Annotated in this window: 17 protein-coding genes; 4 read left to right on the top strand and 13 right to left on the bottom strand. The window is 66.5% G+C overall.

Annotated features, from left to right (window positions below):
* Window positions 1–25: 25 nt before the first annotated feature.
* The 12 genes from NV1_RS14450 to NV1_RS46795 all read right to left on the bottom strand — a co-directional run bounded on the left by NV1_RS14450 (window position 26) and on the right by NV1_RS46795 (window position 13,173).
* Window positions 26–826, bottom strand: a complete 801-nt coding sequence (locus NV1_RS14450) for an HAD family hydrolase (protein ID WP_067890939.1) — start codon at window positions 824–826, stop codon at window positions 26–28.
* 50 nt (window positions 827–876) lie between these two features.
* On the bottom strand, window positions 877–1,581 hold the full coding sequence (locus tag NV1_RS14445; protein ID WP_067890936.1) for a TIGR00266 family protein: 705 nt from the start codon (window positions 1,579–1,581) through the stop codon (window positions 877–879).
* An 18-nt stretch (window positions 1,582–1,599) separates the two neighbouring features.
* The gene (locus NV1_RS14440; RefSeq protein ID WP_067890933.1) at window positions 1,600–2,064 is read right to left on the bottom strand and encodes a nuclear transport factor 2 family protein; all 465 of its coding nucleotides are present in this window, start codon (window positions 2,062–2,064) and stop codon (window positions 1,600–1,602) included.
* A 199-nt stretch (window positions 2,065–2,263) separates the two neighbouring features.
* Window positions 2,264–4,417: an Hsp70 family protein gene (locus NV1_RS14435; RefSeq protein WP_169813330.1), complete on the bottom strand. Its 2,154-nt coding sequence runs from the start codon at window positions 4,415–4,417 to the stop codon at window positions 2,264–2,266.
* A 720-nt stretch (window positions 4,418–5,137) separates the two neighbouring features.
* Window positions 5,138–6,718 (bottom strand): FAD-dependent oxidoreductase, encoded by a 1,581-nt coding sequence (locus tag NV1_RS14430; protein ID WP_067890928.1) that lies wholly within the window; start codon window positions 6,716–6,718, stop codon window positions 5,138–5,140.
* Between the two features lie 13 nt (window positions 6,719–6,731).
* Window positions 6,732–7,757 carry an AurF N-oxygenase family protein gene (locus NV1_RS14425; RefSeq protein ID WP_084525370.1) on the bottom strand — a complete coding sequence of 342 codons (1,026 nt, stop codon included), beginning with the start codon at window positions 7,755–7,757 and terminating at the stop codon, window positions 6,732–6,734.
* A 76-nt stretch (window positions 7,758–7,833) separates the two neighbouring features.
* Window positions 7,834–8,838: an Hsp70 family protein gene (locus tag NV1_RS14420; RefSeq protein WP_067890925.1), complete on the bottom strand. Its 1,005-nt coding sequence runs from the start codon at window positions 8,836–8,838 to the stop codon at window positions 7,834–7,836.
* A 327-nt stretch (window positions 8,839–9,165) separates the two neighbouring features.
* Complete coding sequence (locus NV1_RS14415; protein WP_067891873.1) at window positions 9,166–10,164, bottom strand: sulfate/molybdate ABC transporter ATP-binding protein; 999 nt, start codon at window positions 10,162–10,164, stop codon at window positions 9,166–9,168.
* Between the two features lie 32 nt (window positions 10,165–10,196).
* Window positions 10,197–11,006, bottom strand: a complete 810-nt coding sequence (gene cysW, locus NV1_RS14410) for a sulfate ABC transporter permease subunit CysW (protein ID WP_067890921.1) — start codon at window positions 11,004–11,006, stop codon at window positions 10,197–10,199.
* Window positions 11,003–11,857 carry a sulfate ABC transporter permease subunit CysT gene (gene cysT / locus NV1_RS14405; protein WP_373864615.1) on the bottom strand — a complete coding sequence of 285 codons (855 nt, stop codon included), beginning with the start codon at window positions 11,855–11,857 and terminating at the stop codon, window positions 11,003–11,005. Before cysT ends, cysW begins: the two co-directional genes overlap by 4 nt.
* A complete protein-coding gene (locus NV1_RS14400; protein WP_067890918.1) occupies window positions 11,857–12,903 on the bottom strand; it encodes a sulfate ABC transporter substrate-binding protein in 1,047 nt (348 codons plus the stop codon). Before NV1_RS14400 ends, cysT begins: the two co-directional genes overlap by 1 nt.
* 180 nt (window positions 12,904–13,083) lie before the next feature.
* On the bottom strand, window positions 13,084–13,173 hold the full coding sequence (locus NV1_RS46795; RefSeq protein WP_373864614.1) for an Ms4533A family Cys-rich leader peptide: 90 nt from the start codon (window positions 13,171–13,173) through the stop codon (window positions 13,084–13,086).
* A 61-nt stretch (window positions 13,174–13,234) separates the two neighbouring features.
* On the opposite strand from NV1_RS46795, the gene NV1_RS14395 reads away from it, so the two are divergent.
* A complete protein-coding gene (locus NV1_RS14395; protein WP_245713720.1) occupies window positions 13,235–14,317 on the top strand; it encodes a M48 family metallopeptidase in 1,083 nt (360 codons plus the stop codon).
* Between the two features lie 149 nt (window positions 14,318–14,466).
* Here the strand turns inward: NV1_RS14395 and NV1_RS14390 are convergent, their stop codons facing one another.
* Entirely contained in the window at window positions 14,467–14,730 is a 264-nt protein-coding gene (locus tag NV1_RS14390) for a hypothetical protein (RefSeq protein WP_067890915.1), read from the bottom strand.
* A gap of 99 nt (window positions 14,731–14,829) precedes the next feature.
* Between NV1_RS14390 and NV1_RS14385 the strand changes: the two genes are divergently transcribed.
* The 3 genes from NV1_RS14385 to NV1_RS14375 all read left to right on the top strand — a co-directional run bounded on the left by NV1_RS14385 (window position 14,830) and on the right by NV1_RS14375 (window position 18,954).
* Window positions 14,830–15,201, top strand: coding sequence for a hypothetical protein (locus tag NV1_RS14385; protein WP_067890912.1), 372 nt, complete (start codon window positions 14,830–14,832; stop codon window positions 15,199–15,201).
* Between the two features lie 219 nt (window positions 15,202–15,420).
* A complete protein-coding gene (locus NV1_RS14380; RefSeq protein WP_067891861.1) occupies window positions 15,421–17,418 on the top strand; it encodes a glycoside hydrolase family 15 protein in 1,998 nt (665 codons plus the stop codon).
* 273 nt (window positions 17,419–17,691) lie between these two features.
* Window positions 17,692–18,954 carry a cytochrome P450 family protein gene (locus NV1_RS14375; protein WP_084525369.1) on the top strand — a complete coding sequence of 421 codons (1,263 nt, stop codon included), beginning with the start codon at window positions 17,692–17,694 and terminating at the stop codon, window positions 18,952–18,954.
* The last annotated feature ends 154 nt before the right edge of the window (window positions 18,955–19,108 follow it).

Below are 19,108 nucleotides of genomic sequence, written 5' to 3'. Positions count from 1 at the left end.
GAACATCGCGATGGGCCGTCCGCGATCAGTTGCCGAACCAGCGCTCCAGGACGGCGGCGACGCCGTCCTCGTGGACCGTGCCGGTGACCTCGTCGGCGACATCGCGGGCGGCGTCGACGGCATTGCCCATGGCGACGGAATGCCCTGCCCAGGAGAGCATTTCGCAATCGTTGTAGCCGTCTCCGATGGCCAGGGTGGCCGCCGGCGGGACGTCGAGTTCGCGGCGCAGCCGTTCGAGCGCCCAGCCCTTGGATATGCCCTGGCGGCACGCGACGAGCCAGGGCTCGTCCTCGCCGTGCACCCAGCCGGCGCCGGGAAGCTCGTGCTCGCCCATCACGGCGACCATATCGTCCAGTGAACCGCCGGGCCACCAGCCGTTCAGGCGCGTGGTCGGTTCCAGGCTCAGGTCCTCGTCCTCGACGAACCGGAATTCACCGAGCCGGAAGCTGCCGGGGTAGTAACCGGTGGTCCAGGTGCCGATGCCGACCTTCTCCACCGAGAGCACCATGTCGGGGAACAGCTCGCGCAGGACGGTGACCGACGGCTCCGGATCGAAGGTGTGCACATCCTGCGGCTCCCAGGTCGAAATATCCGCCTGCACCGCGCCGTTCGAGCAGATCGTCCGGCCCTCGCCCAAGCCTAGATCCCGCACCACCAGCTTGGTCGCCAACAGGGTCCGGCCGGTCGCCACGACCACGTGCGCACCGGCGGCGGCCGCCGCGTGCACCGCCTTGCGCACGCGCGGGGTGATCGGCTCACCGGTCCGCAGCAGGGTTCCGTCCACATCCAGAGCTATCAGTCGAGGTCTGTCGGCAGTGTCGTCCACCGCCTCATTCTTGCCGATCGCACGGATGCACTTTCATCGCCGTGGACGTCCTACCGGCGACCGTCGAATTCGGGTAGCGGCAGATACGGGGTGATCGCGTGCGCGAGGTTGGCAACGGTCAACGACTGCAACCACACTCGGCCCGGACCGGTGAGCGCGGCAAGGAACAGGCCGTCCCCGCCGAACAGGATGTTCCGGATGCCGCGCAGGATTGTGATGTCGAATCCGACAGTGGCATCGAACATTCCGACATGTCCGGGATGCACCCGCAATCGCTCCCCCGGGGCCAGATCGTATCGAATCACCTCGCCGGACAGCTCGGCCCACATATGGCCCGCCCCGCTCACCCGCTGCAACGTGAACCCCGCGCCGCCGAAGATCCCCGCACCCAGCCGACGCTGAAAGCTCAGCGAAACCCGGACATCGCCTGTGGCACAGAGGAATCCGTGCCTATGCAGCAGATAGTCCCGTCCCGGCTCCACCGGAACCGGCACGATCTGGCCCGGCAGTTTCGCCGCGAACGCCACCGTCCCCGGATGACGCGCCGCCGAGTACTCGGTCATGAACAACCCGGCCCCCGCCAAGGCCCGCTTCACCGCCCTGAACACCCCGCCCGACCCCGCCCGCGTCGAGGTGTGCAACCGAATCGACTCGGTCATCCACGACAGCTGCCCCGATTCGGCAACCAGGGTCTCCCCCGGGTCGAGCGACACCTCGAGCACCGGCATCACACTTCCGATGATCCTGGGTTCCATCCCATCAGTGTGCGCCGACTACGGGAGTTCGGGCTCGGGCTCGGGATTTCGCGCCTCGAATGCTTCGGCGACGGCGAGGCTGTCCTCGTAGAGATGGTAGCGGACGATGAGGCCGTTCTCGATCGTGAGATGCAGGGCGAAGCGGGAACGGTAGGCGCGGCCGGTGGGACGGGCCGTCTGACGAATCTCGCCCAGTACCACCGCATCCGGGCCGTCGACCAGGATGCGCTCGACCACGGTGCCGACCTGTTCGGGTATGTGGTGGCGGGCGATCTCGCGGAAATGCTCGGCCGCGTCGGCGGGTGTGGCGCGATGCCGGATCCAGGGCGTCGCGGGGCGTCCGTGTTCGTGTTCCGGCCAGTTCAGTTTCCACTCGGCGACCGGGGCGTACAGAGCGGCGATGGCATCCGGGTCGCCGGCGCCGATCCGGCGCACCAGTTCTTCGACGACAGTGCGTGTGGTGTTCGTCGGGGAATCGTTCACATTCGATACCGTGCCCGCATCGGCTCATCCCGTCGATTACCTCCGATGTAAGGCTGCTCGACGGCGGCGGCACACCCCGCCGCACCCCGCACTGCCCCATATCCGACGTCTCGGCAGGACAGCGAATGGAGAGTGCGAACGGGTGCGGCCGGGGCGGGATCGGACCGCCGCCCCTCATTTTGCGGCGGTCCGGACGGCGTCAGTGAAGTCCGCCCCCTGCATGGGAACCGCCGCTCGCGCCGCCGTGGAAACCACCGACCGAGGAACCACCGTGAAAACCACCCAACGAGGAACCACCGTGGAAACCACCGTTGGAGGAATTGCCCCCCGCGGAACTGGGGCCACTGTGCGACGGACCGGACGTCCCGTTCGAGGTCGATCCGCCGGAGGAGTGGGAGGTTCCGTTCGACGTGACTCCGCCCAGCGGGCGGTGGGAGTTGTTCGAGGTTCCGCCGCCCGGCGAGTGAGCGAAGGCGCCGCCGAATGAGCTCGAAGTGTCGTGTGCGGCATTACTTCCGGAAGAATTCGACAGGCCGTTACCGGAGCCCGCGGCATCGCCGCCATGGGACGCGGGACTCGAGGTCTGGCTGTCGCCGGCGGGACCGGTCGATGTCGTATTGCCGCCGGAAGACAGGGCGCCCCCGGTTTCGGTGCTCGCCGAATCTCCCGCGGTGCTCGCCCCGGAGCCGGAGTGGGGCGTGCCGGGAGTGCCGGAACCGGGACGCGTACTCGTGCCTGATGTATTGCCCGGAGCCGAATTCCGGCCTCCCGCCGACGAATTCCCGTCCGGCAGGTCCGATCCGGGCTGCGAATCCGCCACGGGGTGCGGAGTCCCGGTACTCGCCTGTGTCGCAACGGGATCTGTGAACGAAGCCTTCGACGGTGGCGCTACCCGAGCCGCCGGATCCCACCTGCGCGGCAGTGTGTCGTGATCCGGATCGTGGTGGGGTGCGGTGTTTCCCGAACCCATCGACGGGTGCGGCAGCCTGATCGCGGGTATCGGGGCGCCGGACGCTTTCGCGAACGGCAGCGGGTTGACGAACTGTGCCGGGTCGGCGTAGATCGGCGGCCGGAGACGACCGAGCGGGCCGCAGTGCGTACCGGGGCCGTGCTCGTTCAGCGCGCGTTGCGCCTCGGCCGACCTCGAGTCCGGAAAAGTCTGTACCACAGCGCTGTAGGCCTGCACCCTGGAATAGGACCGCAGCGGCAGTGCGGCATCGGACACCACGGGTGAGCCCATCGATTGCGCGCCGGGAACGGTTCCGTCGATCACCTGCACCTCGGGCGCCGGATCGGGCGCGGGCCCCGCGAGCGCGGGCGCGAATTCCAGCACGGGACCGTCGGAGCCGATCGGACCGCCGCCGAGCATGGTGGCCGCCGACATCGCCAGTGCCGAAGCGACCGCGGCACTGGACAATACGGCCGCACCGCGCGCGTACCGACCGAGATTGGCGCCGGTGTCGGCCATCCGGAACGAAGCCAGCGCGGCTCCCTCCGCGACGGTGTGCGCCGGATCCGGCGAGATCACCACCGGACGCCCGAGCTCCGCGATCACCTGCGCCACCTCGACCGGCCGCGCCGCTCCGCCGACCAGCAGAATCCGGTCCACATCGCCGATCGTGAGCCCGGCCGCGCGAACGCAACGCCGCACCAGGCGCAGGGAATTGCGAATATTCCAGGTACGCAATCGGGCGGTGTCGTCGGCCGGGACGACCTTCGAGACCGGCGACGACGCGTCCGGCGCCAGCGCCCGGGCGTAGCGGGCCAGCGTGGTCCCCAGCGGCCGGCCGCCGTATTCGTACGAACGCACCGGTTTCCCGAGCACACCGCGTTTCTCTCGGTCGGCCTCGGTGCGCACGACCGCGATGTCGAGGCTGTTGCCGCCGAGATCGTAGACGAGTGTGAGCCCGTTGTCGGATACGCCGTATTCGGCATCGAGCCACTCGGCCGCAGCGACCGGTTCGGGCATCAGCAGCGTCCCGGTGGCTCCGGCCCAGTCCAGGGCGTGCCGCAGTGCGGCAACCCGTGCGTCGGAATAGCAAGCGGGATAGGTGATCACCGGTTCGCCGTCGAATTCGGTGGCGCCGATCAGGCAGGTGGCTACGGCGGCAACGAGATCGGCCGAGGTCCAGATCCGCCCACCCACGACGACGGGTTCGATCTCACGGGTGAGATCGGCGAAATCCGTTACCACCGGAGCGAATCGCGGCAGGCCGCCGATTCGCGCGCCGCCGGCGCTGTCGAATGTGACGGCGGTGCGACGCACCCGCACCGTGGGAATGTCCCCCTCTCCGGTGGTGGCTGCCCACGCGGAGTTCACTGTGCCGATGCTCATGCCGAAGCCAACAGTCATTGCCATCCTGTCAAACGCACCGAGACCACGGCCCGGGGTACGAACCTCGCGGTCGCGGTCGTTTACCAAACAGCGAACCCAGGTTAGCTGGTCGATATCGATCGCGGACACCCAATGGGCGGAAAAGGTTTCATACCCACCGGTACACAGAACAAAACACCTGATAGACCGGTATACGAATTGGAAAATTCGGTCACGGAATGTGCGACACGCCCAATCAGCCGGAAAAACCAGCTACCTTTCAGTAACTAGCGACACAAACCAACCGGTGCGCTGCGGATGTGTCGCAACAGCTTTCAGGCACCATCATTCGATCGATCTATGTGGAATGGCTGAATAGTTGCCACCGAAGAACGGCGAACATTTCGGACAGAACGACCTTCCGGACGGACCGGCCGGTATCCGGCAGTCGGTCTCGGACAATGGCATTCGTCGCCCCGACAGGACAGCGCATTTCACGGACGGCCGCGTCGGTGTGGGCAGAGGCCGAGTCACCCGGGAGGCGCGAATCGACCTCTGCCCACACCGAACGGAACAACCACCCGACCGCTCACTGTGTTCCGCTCCCGCGACGTCCAGACATGATGCCGGACAACCGCGGTCGAGCGATCCCGCCACGGCGCACCATCGATCCGGCAGCGCGCGTTCCCCGCATCAGCTCGGACACGTCCGGCAATGCACCGACTTCGGTGAGAACACGCATCACCGAAGCACCGATAGTCAGGCCCGCGCGAACAGACGGCGCTTACGCCTGGGCCGCGCTGCCACCGCACCGCCCCGGATCACCGACGGACGACGCGCGGAGACGAGCGCATCGAAATCGCCCGCGCTGTGCGCGGGTTCGGGGAGGCGGCCGGTGTTGAAGTCCGCCACGAGACCGCGCACAGTTTCCTGGGCGCAGGATTTGTTGGTACCGATGAATCCGGTCGGGCCGCGCTTGATCCAACCGGTCACATAGACGCGCGGGACGATCTCGCCGCCCGGAGCCGATCGCACCCGCCCGGCGGAATTCGGGATGACCCCGGCCGCATCGTCGAACGGCAGGCCGGGCAGCGGTACACCGCGGTATCCGACCGAGGCGAGAACCATTCCGGTGTCGAGGGTTTCGGTGAGACCCGTGGGCACCGCGCGCACCGTGCCGTCGGCATCGGTGGCGAGTTCGTTGTGCGCCAGCTCGATTCCGGTGACCCGGTCGGTGCCGACCAGAGCCGTCGGTGAGGACAGATAGCGGAAAACGATCCGCTTGCGGTCGCTCACCGGCCGGTCGGCCAGACCACGCAGCATCCGCAACTTGTGCTCGACCTTCTGCGGCATCCCCGGAACTGGTTCGGGCACATCGCCATCCACAACGATGTCAACGTCCGCACCGAGCAGGCCAACGAATTCGGGTACCGTGAAGGCAGATTCGGCCGGCCCACGCCGCGCGACGATCACGACCTCTTCGACCTTGCTGTGCCGCAACGCCTCCAATGCCCGAGGCGACACATCGGTGTGCGCCAGCGCCTCGGGATCGGCGGTGAGAATCCGCGCGACGTCCAGCGCGACATTGCCGTTACCGACGATCACCGCCCGTCGCTGGGTCAGATCGAAGTCGCGCTCGGCCTGATCGGGGTGGCCGTTGTACCAGGCCACGAAGTCGGTGGCGGAGGCGCTGCCCGGCAGGCCCTCACCGGGAATGCCGAGTTTACGATCGGTCGAGGCGCCGACGGCGTAGATCACCGCGTGATGGTGCGCGAGCAGTTCCTCGTGCGAAATATCCTGCCCCACAGTGAGGTTCAGATAGGCTCCGAATCCGGACTGCTCGGACATCACGTCGTACAACCGGCTTACCCGACGCGTCTTGGTGTGATCGGGGGCGACGCCGAACCGAGCCAGGCCGTACGGCACCGGCAGCCGGTCGATCACGGTGACCGAGACATCCGGCTGGGTCAGCAGTTCGTCGGCGGCGTACATCGCCGACGGGCCCGAACCGACGATCGCCACCCGCAGCGGCCCGCCCTCGACCCGCGCCGCGGGCACCGGCCGCGCCAGCACCGGACGCGGGCGCACCTGCCGGTAGAAATCGGCGTTGATCTCGATGAAGGGCTGCTGCTCGGGAGTGAGCCGCTTGGTCGAGGTGATGGCGTCGACCGGGCACGCGGTGGCGCACGCCCCGCAGTCCACGCATGCCTCCGGATCCACGTACAGCATTTCCGCACTCAGGAAATCCGGCTCGTCCGGAGTGGGGTGGATGCAGTTGACCGGGCATGCGTAGACGCAGGACGCGTCGCTACAACAGGATTGGGTGACGACGTACGGCACTGTCCGCTCGCCCTCAGCTCGCCTCGAGCACGCGCAGCGGCTCCGAGCGATAACGGCTGCTCGGGCCGTCGATGCGCAGCAGCTTCCAGACGGCCTTGGCGACCGGGTTCATCAGGCCGATCTGCTTGGCCAGCGCCCGCACGTCGACGAAATAGTCGCTGAAAACCTTGCGAGCCTCCTTGGAACCGTAGAACAGCTCCTTGCGAACCTCATTCGGAATGTCGAACTCCTGGAAAAACGACTTCGGCGGCGTGGCGATGGACCGGCCCAGAATCCACATGATCAGCGGCATGGCCAGCGAGAGCACGAACTTCTTGGCCGGTGTCACCTGCGGCACATGGTGTTCGAGGAATTCGTGCGCGAAGGAGATGTGCCGCGCCTCCTCCGCGACGTGGATCGACATGACCCCGCGCATGATCGGGTGCACCTCCTCACCCGAACGCAGAATCGCCTTCTGGATGTGATCGATCGGCTCCTCGCCGGCGAGCACGGCCATGAAGAACAGATTCGGAGTCAGCACGGCCACCGGAACGCCCAGATACCGCAGCTTGCGCACCACCGGGCCCATACCCGGTACGTCCGCACCGATCCGGTTGACCATCTCCTGGAACATCTGGGTGTGATTGAGTTCCTCGGTCATCTCGTGCGTGCAGTACCGGAACTCCGGATCGCCGTTGGGCAGCGCGAAGGTGTGGTTCACCATCCCGCTGATCAGGATCGACTCGAACTGCAGACCCACCTTGGCGACGTTCGCCTGGCGGTACTTGCCGATCTCGATCTGCCGCTCCCGGGACTGCGACAGATACCACGGGTGCCGCCCGAGCGGATCCGCGGAAACGGGCAGAATCCACCGCTCGGGGGCGGCATCCGGGTGGAAATCGGGGTTTTCCCAGTCGATGTCCTGGAAAGGATCGAAGTGACGGTTCACCGAACCTTCCGACAGCAGCGTCAGCTTGGCGGCGTACTCCCGCGCCTCTCGGACAATCGGATCCTCGGGCTCGACGTGGTCGGTACCAGGCGTCGTGGCAACGGACGTCATCGTCACAGCCTCTCCACTCGTTGGGTAACTGTTTCCAATAGTTACACCAACCGTGGGTCACGTCAACTGTCGCAGGTCATCGGTCCGGTGGCACCAACCCCGCGTGGGCCGATCCGGCCGCCACCGCGGCCTCGGGCACCACGACTCCGGCCATCGCGCCGCCACCGGCGATCAGCACCGCCGCCGCGACGCGCACCAGCCGCCGCTGCGACCACGCCGTGCCCCTCCGCCGACGACCGACCGTCCCGTGTGCCGCCTCGGCCGCCCGCTGCGCGAGGATCGCCGCACCCTCCGCGATCGTGCGCTCCGGATCAGCCGCGACGACCACCGTGCGGGCGAGTTCTTCACCGAGCACCTTCGCGACCTCGCGCGGCCGGGCAGCGCCGCCGATCACCAGGACCCGATCCACATCGGCCATGGTCAGATCCGCGGTGCGCAGGCAGGTGTAGACCAGATCCACCGAACGCAGCACATGGATGGAACGCAGAGCCGAGATCGCGGCATCGGAACCGGTGAGCGAGCGCGGCGAGGCCAGCCGGCTCGCACGCTTGGTCATCAGGGCCCCGAAGGCGCGTCCGCCGTACTCGCTCGACCGCACCGGCGTGCCGACCACGCGATTGTCCGGCGCACCCGCGCCGACCCGGACCAGGGTCACGCTCAGACCGGAACCACCCAGGTCGTAGACGAGCATCAGTCCCGGGGTGATCGGGCCCTGCGTGGCCTCGAACCAGGCCGCCGCCGCGGCCGGTTCCGCGATCAACTCGGCCCGTTCGAGGCCCACCGTGTCGAGTGCGCCGCGCAATTCGCCGACCTGCTCGTCCGAATAACCGACGGGATGAGTCACCGCCAGCGCGAGATCCTCATCCGGCTCCGCGCCGAGCGTTTCGGCGATCACGCCCTGCGCGACCGTCGCCACCAGATCCGCCGCGGTGAGCGTGCGGTCACCGACCCGCGCGGTAGGCGTGGAACGCTGACTCAAATCGGCGAATTCGGCCAGCGCGCGGCCATGTTTGGGAATGTGGCCGACGCGTGCGACGCCGGCGCTGTCGAACGTGAGGGTGGTGCGCCACTTCGTGGGCACGCTCTTCCTCTTGTTCCGATGCGCGGCGCGGCCACTCTCCCCCGCCACTTCGCACACCGTATTGACCGTTCCGATACTGACTCCGAGCCCAACTGCCATCTACACCCACCTCGGTCGACGAACGAACAGGGTTTACGCAATCGTGATCCGAACGAGTCTCAGGCAACCATCCGCAACCCGGCGCTGACAACCACCGGACAAGAGGTTGTCCGCTCCTGACATCTCCCGCACATACCGTTCAGAAGTGGTCAAACCGTACGGATCGACCGCCCGCGCAGCTGTCGGCGAGCCGGGTGGACCACATCGGAAGTCCGCTCGGCGCCGCACTCAGAATCCCGCGGGCAACTCCGGAATCCGGGTCGCGCGGGCATATACGGTCTCCCCGTCACGCAACTGCAGCGCCTCGGAGTCGCCGCGGGTGATCTGCGCGGTGAACACGTCACCGGTGGCGGCGTTGCGCAACTCCAGCCGCACCTCGAAGCCGAGCACCACCACCCGCTCGACCGTGGCGCGGGTGACACCCGCCGATTCCGCCGTGCCCTCGTGCGAGGCCAGCGCCATCTCCGGATCACGGCCGATCCGGATATCGTGCGGACGCACCAGATGTCCGTTCAACTTGGCCACCGCACCCAGGAAGGACATGACGAACTCGTTCGCCGGACGGTCGTAGACGTCCTCGGGACTGCCGATCTGCTCGATGCGCCCGGAGTTCATCACCGCGATCCGGTCCGCGACGTCCAGGGCCTCCTCCTGGTCGTGCGTCACCAGCACCGTGGTCACGTGCACCTCCTCGTGCAGGCGGCGCAGCCAGGTCCGCAGATCGGTGCGCACTTTCGCGTCCAGCGCGCCGAACGGCTCGTCCAGCAGCAGCACCTGCGGATCGACCGCCAGCGCGCGGGCCAGGGCCATGCGTTGGCGCTGACCGCCGGACAGCTGCGCGGGATACCGATGCTGGAAACCGTCCAGGCCGACGATGCCGAGCAACTCGTCCACCCGCTTGGCGATCTCGTTGCGCGGCCGTTTGCGGATCTTCAGGCCGAATGCGACGTTGTCGCGCACGGTCATATGTTTGAACGCCGCGTAATGCTGGAATACGAAGCCGATATCGCGCTTCTGCGGTGACACCCGGGTGACGTCGCGCCCGGCGATGGTGACCACGCCCGAATCCAGCGATTCCAATCCGGCGATCGAGCGCAGCAGTGTCGATTTGCCCGAGCCCGAGGGGCCGAGCAGGGCGGTCAGCTCGCCCGCGGGAATATCGATGCTGACATCGTCGAGTGCGGCGAAGCTGCCGTAGCTCTTCTTCGCATTCGCAACGCTGATCATGTGCTCGCCTCCGGCGGGGGTCGTCGAGTTCGTCATTTCGCGGTACCCCGCTTGCGTTCGAGTACGGTCATCAACAGCAGCGTGACCAGGCCCATGGCCATCAGCAGCGTCGCCGCACAGTAGGAGCCGAAGATGTTGCGGTCGTCCATATATCGCGCGTTCACCAGCAGCGTCAAGGTCTGGCCGCCGCCGGGCAGGCCCGTCGAGACCATGATCACCGCGCCGAATTCGCCGAGGGACCGTGCGACGGTGAGCACGATGCCGTAGGTCAGGCCCCAGCGGATCGCGGGCAGGGTGATCCGCCAGAACGTCTGCCAGCGTGAGGCGCCCAGCGTCGTCGCGGCCTGCTCCTGATCGTCACCGATCTCGTGCAGTACCGGCTCCACCTCGCGCACCACGTACGGCAGGGTCACGAACAGCGTCGCGATCACCATTCCGGGCAGGCCGAAGATCACCCGGAAGCCGAGATGTTCTATGCCACCCAACCATCCGGTCACACCCCACAGCATGATCAGCGAAACACCCACCACCACAGGCGAAACCGCGAAAGGCAGATCCACCACGCCCTGAAGCAGGCTGCGGCCCGGGAAGTTTCCGCGCACCAGGGCGATCGCGGTGAGAATGCCGAACAACACGTTGAGCGGAACCACGATCAGCAGGATGATCATCGTGATGTTGAACGCGGAGATCGCGGCGGGCGTGGAGATCCAGTCGTAGAACTGCCCCACCCCCTCGGCGAAACTGCGCCACAGGATGATCACCAGCGGCGCCACCAACAGTGCGAGCAGATAGACCAGCGCGACCACCCGCAGCGAAATGCGGCTGAGCGGTGAGAGTTTCATCGGCTCGCCAGCTCCTTGCGCGCGGTGCGGTCGGCGAACAGCCGCAGCACCAGCAACGTAGCGAACGAAATAACCAGCAGCGCAACGGAAACCGCTGCCGCGCTGACGGGCCGGTCCACCTCGATCTGCTGCTGGATGTACTGCGAGGCGACCTGGGTATGTCCCGGAATGTTCCCGCCGATCAACACCACCGAGCCGAATTCGCCGATGGCGCGGGCGAAGGCCAGGCCCCCGCCGGAGACGATCGCCGGGACCAGCGACGGCAGCACGATACCGCGGAAGGTGGTCCAGTTGCTCGCACCCAGTGATACCGCGGCCTGTTCCACCGAGTGATCGGATTCCAACAGCACCGGCTGCACCGCCCGGACCACGAACGGCAGCGTCACGAAGGCCAGCGCGATGATGACGCCGGGCCGGGTGGCGTTGAGGTGGATGCCGATCGGGCTGTCCGGCCCGTACAGCGCCAGCATCACGATGCTGGCGACGATGGTGGGCAGGGCGAACGGCAGGTCGATCAGCGAGTTCACGATCGACTTACCCGGGAACTCGTCGCGCACCAGCACCCAGGCCACGAGCGTGCCCATCACCACGTTGAGCAGTGCCACCAGCACCGACAGGATGATGGTCACCTTCAGCGCGTCCAGCGCCGCGGGTGCGGTGGCCGCGGACCAGAACCCGGACCAGCCGTTGTCGAACGCGTGAAATGCCAACGCCGCCAACGGAAGCAGGACGATCACGCTCAACCACAGCACCGCCGTGGCGATGCCGAGCGGGCCGACCGATCCGGTCACCCGCAGCCATGATCTGCGGCTCGGTGTACGGACCGACGCGGCGGTTTCGATCTCGGTCACTATTTCGTCGCCCTGTCGTAGATGGTCGCCACGCTGCCGGTATCGGGCGTGAACAATTGCTTGTCCACCTTCTTCCAGCCCCCGAGGTCCGCGATGGTCCACAATTTCTTTTCGGGCGTCGGGAAATCATGGACGAATTCGGCGGCGACCTGTGGATCGACCGGGCGGAATCCGGCATCGGCGATCGCTCGCTGACCCGCCGGGGTGTAGAGGAAATCCTTGAACGCCACGGCCTTGTCGAGGTTGCGGCTGTTCGCGAGCACGGCCACCGGATTCTCGATCTTGAACGTCACGGGTGGGATCAGGTACTCGATCGCATCGCCTTCCCGCTCGGACAGGATCGCCTCGTTCTCATAGCTGATCAGCACGTCACCGGTGCCCTGCAGGAAGGTCTCGGTCGCCTCGCGGCCGGATTTGGGCTGCACCTTGATGTGGTCCTTGGTGATCAGCTTGCCCAGATAGTCCAGCCCGGCCTGAGGATCCTTGCCGCCGTCACTCTCCTGCGCGTACGGGGCGAGCAGATTCCATTTCGCGGAGCCGGAGCTGAACGGATTCGGAGTCACCACCTGCACTCCCGGCTTCAGCAGATCGTTCCAGTCGTGGATGCCCTTCGGATTGCCCTTGCGGACCACGATCGCCACCACCGAGCCGAACGGAATTCCCTTGTCGGCGTCGGCATTCCACTTCGAATCGACCAGACCCGCGGTGACCAGGCGGGTGACGTCCGGTTCGACCGAGAAGTTCACCACATCGGCGGCGGCACCCGCGGCGACCTTGCGGGACTGGTCGCCCGAGGCGCCGTAGGACTGCTGCACCTGTATGCCCGCGCCGACCGCGGTCTTGTTGAACGCGGCCACCGCCTTGTCGAAGGCGGGTTTGGCGGTGGAATAGGCGAACAGCGTCAGCGCGCCGTTGCCTCCCTTGCCGCCCTTGCTGCCGGGCACGTCGCTGGTACCGCCACTACACGCGCTCAGCAGTACCACTACGAGCGCGACCACGACGGCAGGGGTCGATCTCCGGGCGCCGGGCCCCTTGCTGCGAGACATTCGGATGTGGACCTTTCCTGCCTGCCCGCCTGCGCAGCGGGTGGGATCGAGATGCCGCTTCCGTTGCCCTGCAGACGATTTCGACAACGCCGCGACGAGGCCCGAAGGGGCCTGGCGAATACGGACACATCTGGAAAATTCGATCGCGGCCAGTGTAGGCACGCAGTAGTGTCCGACCTATCAGCGACAGTAGATGTCCGCGAGCACGAGGCAGCCGACCGCGATCAACGCCAATTCATGGCGGACCTTCGGCAGAACACTCGATGACACGGGCAGACTGTAGCAGAACAGGACGAATCACCGCGACCCAATCGAACTCCAGGGGGTATTTGTGACCGCATCGCGCGAGCCCGCACCAGGCGACCGGACGGTGGCCGCATCCGCCGCTCCGGACCGCGTCCGACGCACCTTTCCCGGTATCAGCACGCGTGCGTGGGAGCATCCGGCGGATCGCACCGCGCTGGTGGCCATGCGCACCTTCGCTGGATTCGACACCGTACTGCGCACCCTGTCCGGCCTGTTGCGTGAGCGCCAGCACCGGCTGATGTACCTGGCGACCGCGGTCCGCGTGGACGAGCGGCAATTCAAGACGCTGCACGATCTGCGCGCCGATGCCGTGCGCATCCTCGACGCGCCCGTCGCACCGGAGCTGTACGTCCTGCAGGACCCGGTCGCCAACGCCTTCACCATCGGCATGGACGAGCCGTTCATCGTGTTGACCACCGGACTGGTCGAACTACTGGACGTGGAGGAGCTGCGGTTTGTCGTCGGCCACGAACTCGGGCATGCGATGTCCGGGCACGCGGTCTACCGGACCATGCTGATGCACCTGCTGAATCTGGCGTCCTCGTTCGGCTGGATGCCGATCGGCGGCTGGGCGCTGCGCGCGCTCATCGCCGCGCTGATGGAGTGGAGCCGCAAATCCGAACTCTCCGGCGACCGTGCCGGGCTGCTTTGCGGACAGGATGTGGAGGCCTCGGTACGCGTCCATATGAAATTGGCCGGCGGCGCGATGGTGAGCGAGATGAATCATGCCGCATTCCTGCAACAGGCCGATGATTACGACCGCACCGGCGATCTGCGCGACGGCGTGCTCAAACTGCTGAACATCGAACTGCAGACACACCCGTTCTCGGTACTGCGCGCGGCCGAACTGCGACGCTGGATCGCGGGCGGCGAGTACGACCGTATCCTCGACGGCCGGTACCCACTGCGCGAGCAGGACAAGAACACCCGGATCAGCGATGAGATCCGCGAGGCCGCCCGCACCTACCGGGAAAGTTTCGACACCTCGGAGGACCCCCTGATCCGCACCGTGCGCAACCTGGGCCGCGATGTCGGGACCGCGGTGAGCACCGTGGGGCAGGAGGTCGGCGAGACGGTCTCGAAGATCGGAAAACGATTGGGGCTGTAATTTCGGCCTCCGCTTCGCTCCGGCGGGGCGGGCGAAACGCGGTGGCGAGGTAGTTACCCCACCTGCGGGACAGGGAAAGGGGGCGGCTCGGCGAACCGGCTGATCGGTACGTCAGCAGGTACCACCGGTCGGCCGAGCCGCCGGTCTCCTCAGTCCTCTTCCAGCTCCGGCGGGCTCTCCAGCAGATCCAGGATCCATTCCTCGGAGGCGGACTCCTCGCCGTCCTCGTCGGCCTCCTCGATCCGCAGCCGGTTGTGCAGCCGGACTCCCAGGCCGAGCAGCTGAGCGGCGCGCACCATCTCGATCGCTTCGTCCGGGGCGGCGTAATGGGTGGCGATCAGCCGGGGGCTCTCCTCGAGTTCCTCGGTGTCGAGCAACTGGGTGAGTTCAGCGAAATCCTCATCGGTTGACATGGGCGAGAGCGTACCCCGGGCAACCGACAGCGGCAGGGCGTTCGTGCCCAGGGCCGAGGCGTCCTCCCGTCTCGCCGGCGTGCGGGCTAGGCTGAGCCTGTGCATCGCATTGCTGGCTGGTGGGACGGTTTCGAACTGTGGGTCGCGGGCCTGCCGTTCCTACCGCAGTTCGCGGTGGTGCTGATCGGGATGGTCCCGATCAGCTTCCTCATCGCGTATCTGCTCGATCGGCTACTGCGTGAGGCGCTGCGCCTGCTCGGCCGCGATCGAGTGGTTCGGCCGGAGCCGATTTCGCCGATCGACGCCGAGAATCGCGCCGACCCCACGGAGACCGGCCCCACTGTGGTGGATTACGGACCACCAGCTCTGGAATTCGGGTCGCAGCCCCTGGATTACGGGCCACAGCCGCTGGGATACGGAGCACGAGCGCTGTCCCACACCCCGGGCGCGCGGCAGAAGGAAGTGGTGTGATGCCCCGCTCACGGGTCCAACTGGCTCTCCTGGCCCTCATCGTGCTCGTGATCGTCGCCTGGCTGCTCACCCGCTGACCGCGCGCGACGCTGGACGACACGGTCGTGACGGGCCGATGATGTCCTTATGACGTCCTACGACGAACCGCTGAGCGACGCACCCGACGACGTCAGCAATGCGGATATCCCGCCGCAGCCCGTTCCCTCAGACACTCTCCCCATGAACGCCGACGCTCCCGCGGTACGCCGCGACGCCCTCGGCGATGTCGCAGACGATCAACTCACCGCCGGATATCTGCCCACCCCGGCGGGTGTGACGCACAAATCCGCCTATCCGCCCATCGACGACTACGCTTTCCTGTCCGACTGCGAGACCAACTGCCTGATCGCCCGCAACGGCGCGGTGGAATGGCTGTGCCTGCCGCGCCCGGATTCGCCCAGCGTCTTCGGCGCGATGCTGGACCGCAGCGCCGGACATTTCCGGGTCGGCCCGTATGGGGTGAACGTGCCCGCGGCCCGCCGCTACCTACCCGGCGGCATGATCGTCGAGACGACCTGGCAGACCGATACCGGCTGGCTGATCGTGCGCGATGCCCTGGTGCTCGGCCCGTGGCACAACAACGACAAGCGCAGCAGGACCCATCGCCGCACGCCGATGGACTGGGACGCCGAACACATGTTGCTGCGCACGGTGAAATGCGTGAACGGCGTGGTCGAACTGGAGGTCAGCTGCGAACCGGCCTTCGACTACCACCGCGCTCCGGCCCGCTGGGAGTACACCGGCAACGTCTACGAGCAGGCCACCGCGACCTGTGAGGGCGAGGCCGACTGCACCAGCCTGACCCTCACCACCGATCTGCGCATCGGAATCGAGGGACGCGAGGCCCGCGCCCGCACTCGGATGAAGGAGGGTGACGAGGTCTACGTCGCGTTGTCCTGGTCCCAGCTGCCCGCCCCGCGCAGCTACGCCGAGGCCGCGGAGAAGATGTGGGCGACCACCGAATGCTGGCGGCAGTGGATCACGCTGGGCAAGTTCCCGGACCACCCGTGGCGCGGATATCTGCAGCGCAGCGCGCTGACCCTCAAGGGCCTCACCTATGCGCCGACCGGCGCGCTACTCGCCGCGGCAACCACCTCGCTACCGGAAACCCCTGGCGGAGAACGCAATTGGGACTACCGATACGCCTGGGTGCGCGATTCCACCTTCGCGCTGTGGGGTCTGTACACCCTCGGCATGAACCGGGAGGCCGACGACTTCTTCGCCTTCCTGCACGACGCGGCCACCGGCGGCAACGGCGAGACGCTCCCGCTGCAGGTGCTGTACGGCATCGGCGGCGAACGCACCATTACCGAATACGAACTGGGCCATCTGCACGGTTACGACGGCGCATCGCCGGTCCGCATCGGCAACGGGGCCTACAACCAGGACCAGCACGATATCTGGGGCACCATCCTGGATTCGGTGTATCTGCACGTGCGTTCACGCCAGCAGGTTCCCGAAACGCTGTGGCCCATGCTGGAAAGGCAGGTGCAGGGAGCGATCGAGCACTGGCGCGAGCCCGATCGCGGAATCTGGGAGGTCCGCGGCGAACCGCAGCATTTCACCTCTTCGAAGGTGATGTGCTGGGTCGCGCTGGACCGCGGCGCCCATCTCGCCGAGATGCACGGCGAGACCGACTTCGCCAAGAAGTGGTCCGAGCTGGCCCGGGAGATCCGCACGGACATCCTCGACAACGGCGTCAACGCCGACGGCGTCTTCACCCAGACCTACGGCGGCGACACCCTGGACGCCTCGCTACTGCTGGTGCCGCTGCTGCGCTTCCTGCCCGCGGACGATCCCCGGGTGCACAAAACCGTGCTGGCCATCGCCAACGAACTCACCGACCAGGGCCTGGTGCTGCGCTATCGCACCGACACCACCGACGACGGCCTGTCCGGTGTGGAGGGCACCTTCACGATCTGTTCGTTCTGGCTGGTCTCGGCCCTGGTGGAGATCGGTGAGGTGCAGCGGGCCCGGCACCTGTGCGAGCGGCTGCTCGGATATGCCAGCCCGCTCGAGCTGTACGCCGAGGAGATCGACCCGCGTACCGGACGTCATCTGGGCAACTTCCCGCAAGCGTTCACCCACCTGGCTCTGATCAACGCGCTCACCCACGTCATCCGCGCCGAACAATCCATCAGCGCAGGCGAATTCCACCCCGCACACCGCGCGGGCTAGTAGCCGCGCGGTCGTTGCGGTGAGTCGAGCCGGCGTGAGTGGCATTGACACGCGTGCGTCGGCTGGAACGACAAGCCATTTCGTTGTCCTTGTGGCAACAGTATCGACGCGCAGGTTCTGTCTCTCCTGACCGACGATCTGTTTTACGAATACGCTAGCTGGCGGGCTGCCACAGCCCCTATTCTGACCGAAGCATGAGATTACGTTGTTAGCTAACGGCCAACAGTGAATCCCTTGTCGCGCTTGTTGGTTCATTCTTTGGAGTTAGCCCCTTTGACAACACCACGTTCCGACCTGTCGGCCAGCCCCGGCTGCCCGGTCCAGCACACCGGCTCCCCGTTCGACACCGACAGCCCCCGAATCGTGCTGGACACACCGGAATTCGTCGCCGATCCACACCGTGCCTATGCGGCGATGCGCCGCCGCTATGGCTCGATGGTGCCGATCGAGCTGGCACCCGGAGTACCGGCGACGCTGGTCATCGGCTATCACACCGCGTTGCGGATCCTGAACGATCCCGACCATTTCCCAGCCGACCCGCGGGCGTGGGAGAGAACCGTGCCCGAAGATTGCCCGGTACGTCCGATCATGGAGTGGTATCCGAACGTGATTCGCAGTGCCGGCAGTGCTCACCTGCGCTATCGGCAGGCGTTCACGGCCGCTTTCGACAGGGTCGACCTGCACAAATTGCACACCACGGTAGAGAAGATCGCCATCCCGCTGATCAACGAATTCTGTGAATCCGGTTCGGCGGATCTGGTGTCTCAGTACGCATTCCCGTTGGCTTTCGAGGTGCTGAACCGCATGGTCGGCTGCTCGGCGGAGTTGGGCGGGCGCGTCGCCACCGGGATGGCGGCGATATTCGACACGGTGAACGCCGCGTGGGGTATGGAGCATATGAGTCAGGCGCTGATGGAACAGGTACAGCTGCGCCGCACCGCACCCGCCGACGATGTCACCTCGCATCTGGCCCATCATCGGGCCAACCTCACCGACGAGGAAATGGTCCGCAACCTGATCGTCTTCTACGGCGGGGGTATCGAACCGCAGCAGAATCTGATTTCCAACACGCTGCTGCTGATGATCACCGATGAACGTTTCGGTGGCGACATCCTCGGTGGAAGCCTGTCCACCCGCGATGCGCTGGACGAGGTGCTGTTCACCGATCCGCCGCTGGCGAACTTTTGCATGACCTATCCGCGCCAGCCGATTCTGATCGACAACACCTGGCTGCCCGCCCATCAACCGGTGGTGGTCAGTCTGGCTGCCTGCAATCGCGATCCGGAAATCGCGGGCGGCAATCGCACCGGTAATCGCTCGCACTTGGCGTGGGGTGCGGGCCCGCACGCGTGCCCGGCCCGCTCGGTGGCCTATCTGGTGGTGCAGGACGCGATCGATCAGCTTCTCGACGCGCTGCCGGAGATCCGCCTGGCCGTAAACCCGAGTGAAATCAGTTGGCGCCCTGGTCCGTTCCACCGGGCGATGGTGGCGCTACCGGTCGTCTTCCCTCCGGCGCCTCGACTGAATCTGGGGTAGGGGTGTCGGATCGGGTGCGGCCGGTAATCGACGAAGCGCTGAGTTATCGGCCGGTTGCGCTGTAGGGCATCGGCTATCGGGATCGATCGATGATTCCCGGTGCCCGCTCGGCGTGGGCGCACGAGTTTCGACGCGGAGAAGGGCAACTCCGTGG

The sequence above is a fragment of the Nocardia vaccinii NBRC 15922 genome (genome assembly GCF_001613305.1).
Lineage (GTDB): Bacteria > Actinomycetota > Actinomycetes > Mycobacteriales > Mycobacteriaceae > Nocardia > Nocardia vaccinii.
The sequence above is the reverse complement of the archived record's forward strand: the minus strand, read 5'-3'. Positions and strand labels throughout refer to the sequence as shown.

Excerpts from the sequence above, each read along its gene's own strand:
- cysW (WP_067890921.1), bottom strand. The coding sequence starts at position 11,006 with ATGAAACTCTCACCGCTCAGCCGCATTTCGCTGCGGGTGGTCGCGCTG.
- NV1_RS14435 (WP_169813330.1), bottom strand. The coding sequence starts at position 4,417 with ATGACTGTTGGCTTCGGCATGAGCATCGGCACAGTGAACTCCGCGTGG.
- NV1_RS14445 (WP_067890936.1), bottom strand. The coding sequence starts at position 1,581 with ATGGAACCCAGGATCATCGGAAGTGTGATGCCGGTGCTCGAGGTGTCG.
- NV1_RS14390 (WP_067890915.1), bottom strand. The coding sequence starts at position 14,730 with ATGTCAACCGATGAGGATTTCGCTGAACTCACCCAGTTGCTCGACACC.
- NV1_RS14425 (WP_084525370.1), bottom strand. The coding sequence starts at position 7,757 with ATGACGTCCGTTGCCACGACGCCTGGTACCGACCACGTCGAGCCCGAG.
- NV1_RS14400 (WP_067890918.1), bottom strand. The coding sequence starts at position 12,903 with ATGTCTCGCAGCAAGGGGCCCGGCGCCCGGAGATCGACCCCTGCCGTC.
- NV1_RS14415 (WP_067891873.1), bottom strand. The coding sequence starts at position 10,164 with ATGATCAGCGTTGCGAATGCGAAGAAGAGCTACGGCAGCTTCGCCGCA.
- NV1_RS14380 (WP_067891861.1), top strand. The coding sequence starts at position 15,421 with ATGAACGCCGACGCTCCCGCGGTACGCCGCGACGCCCTCGGCGATGTC.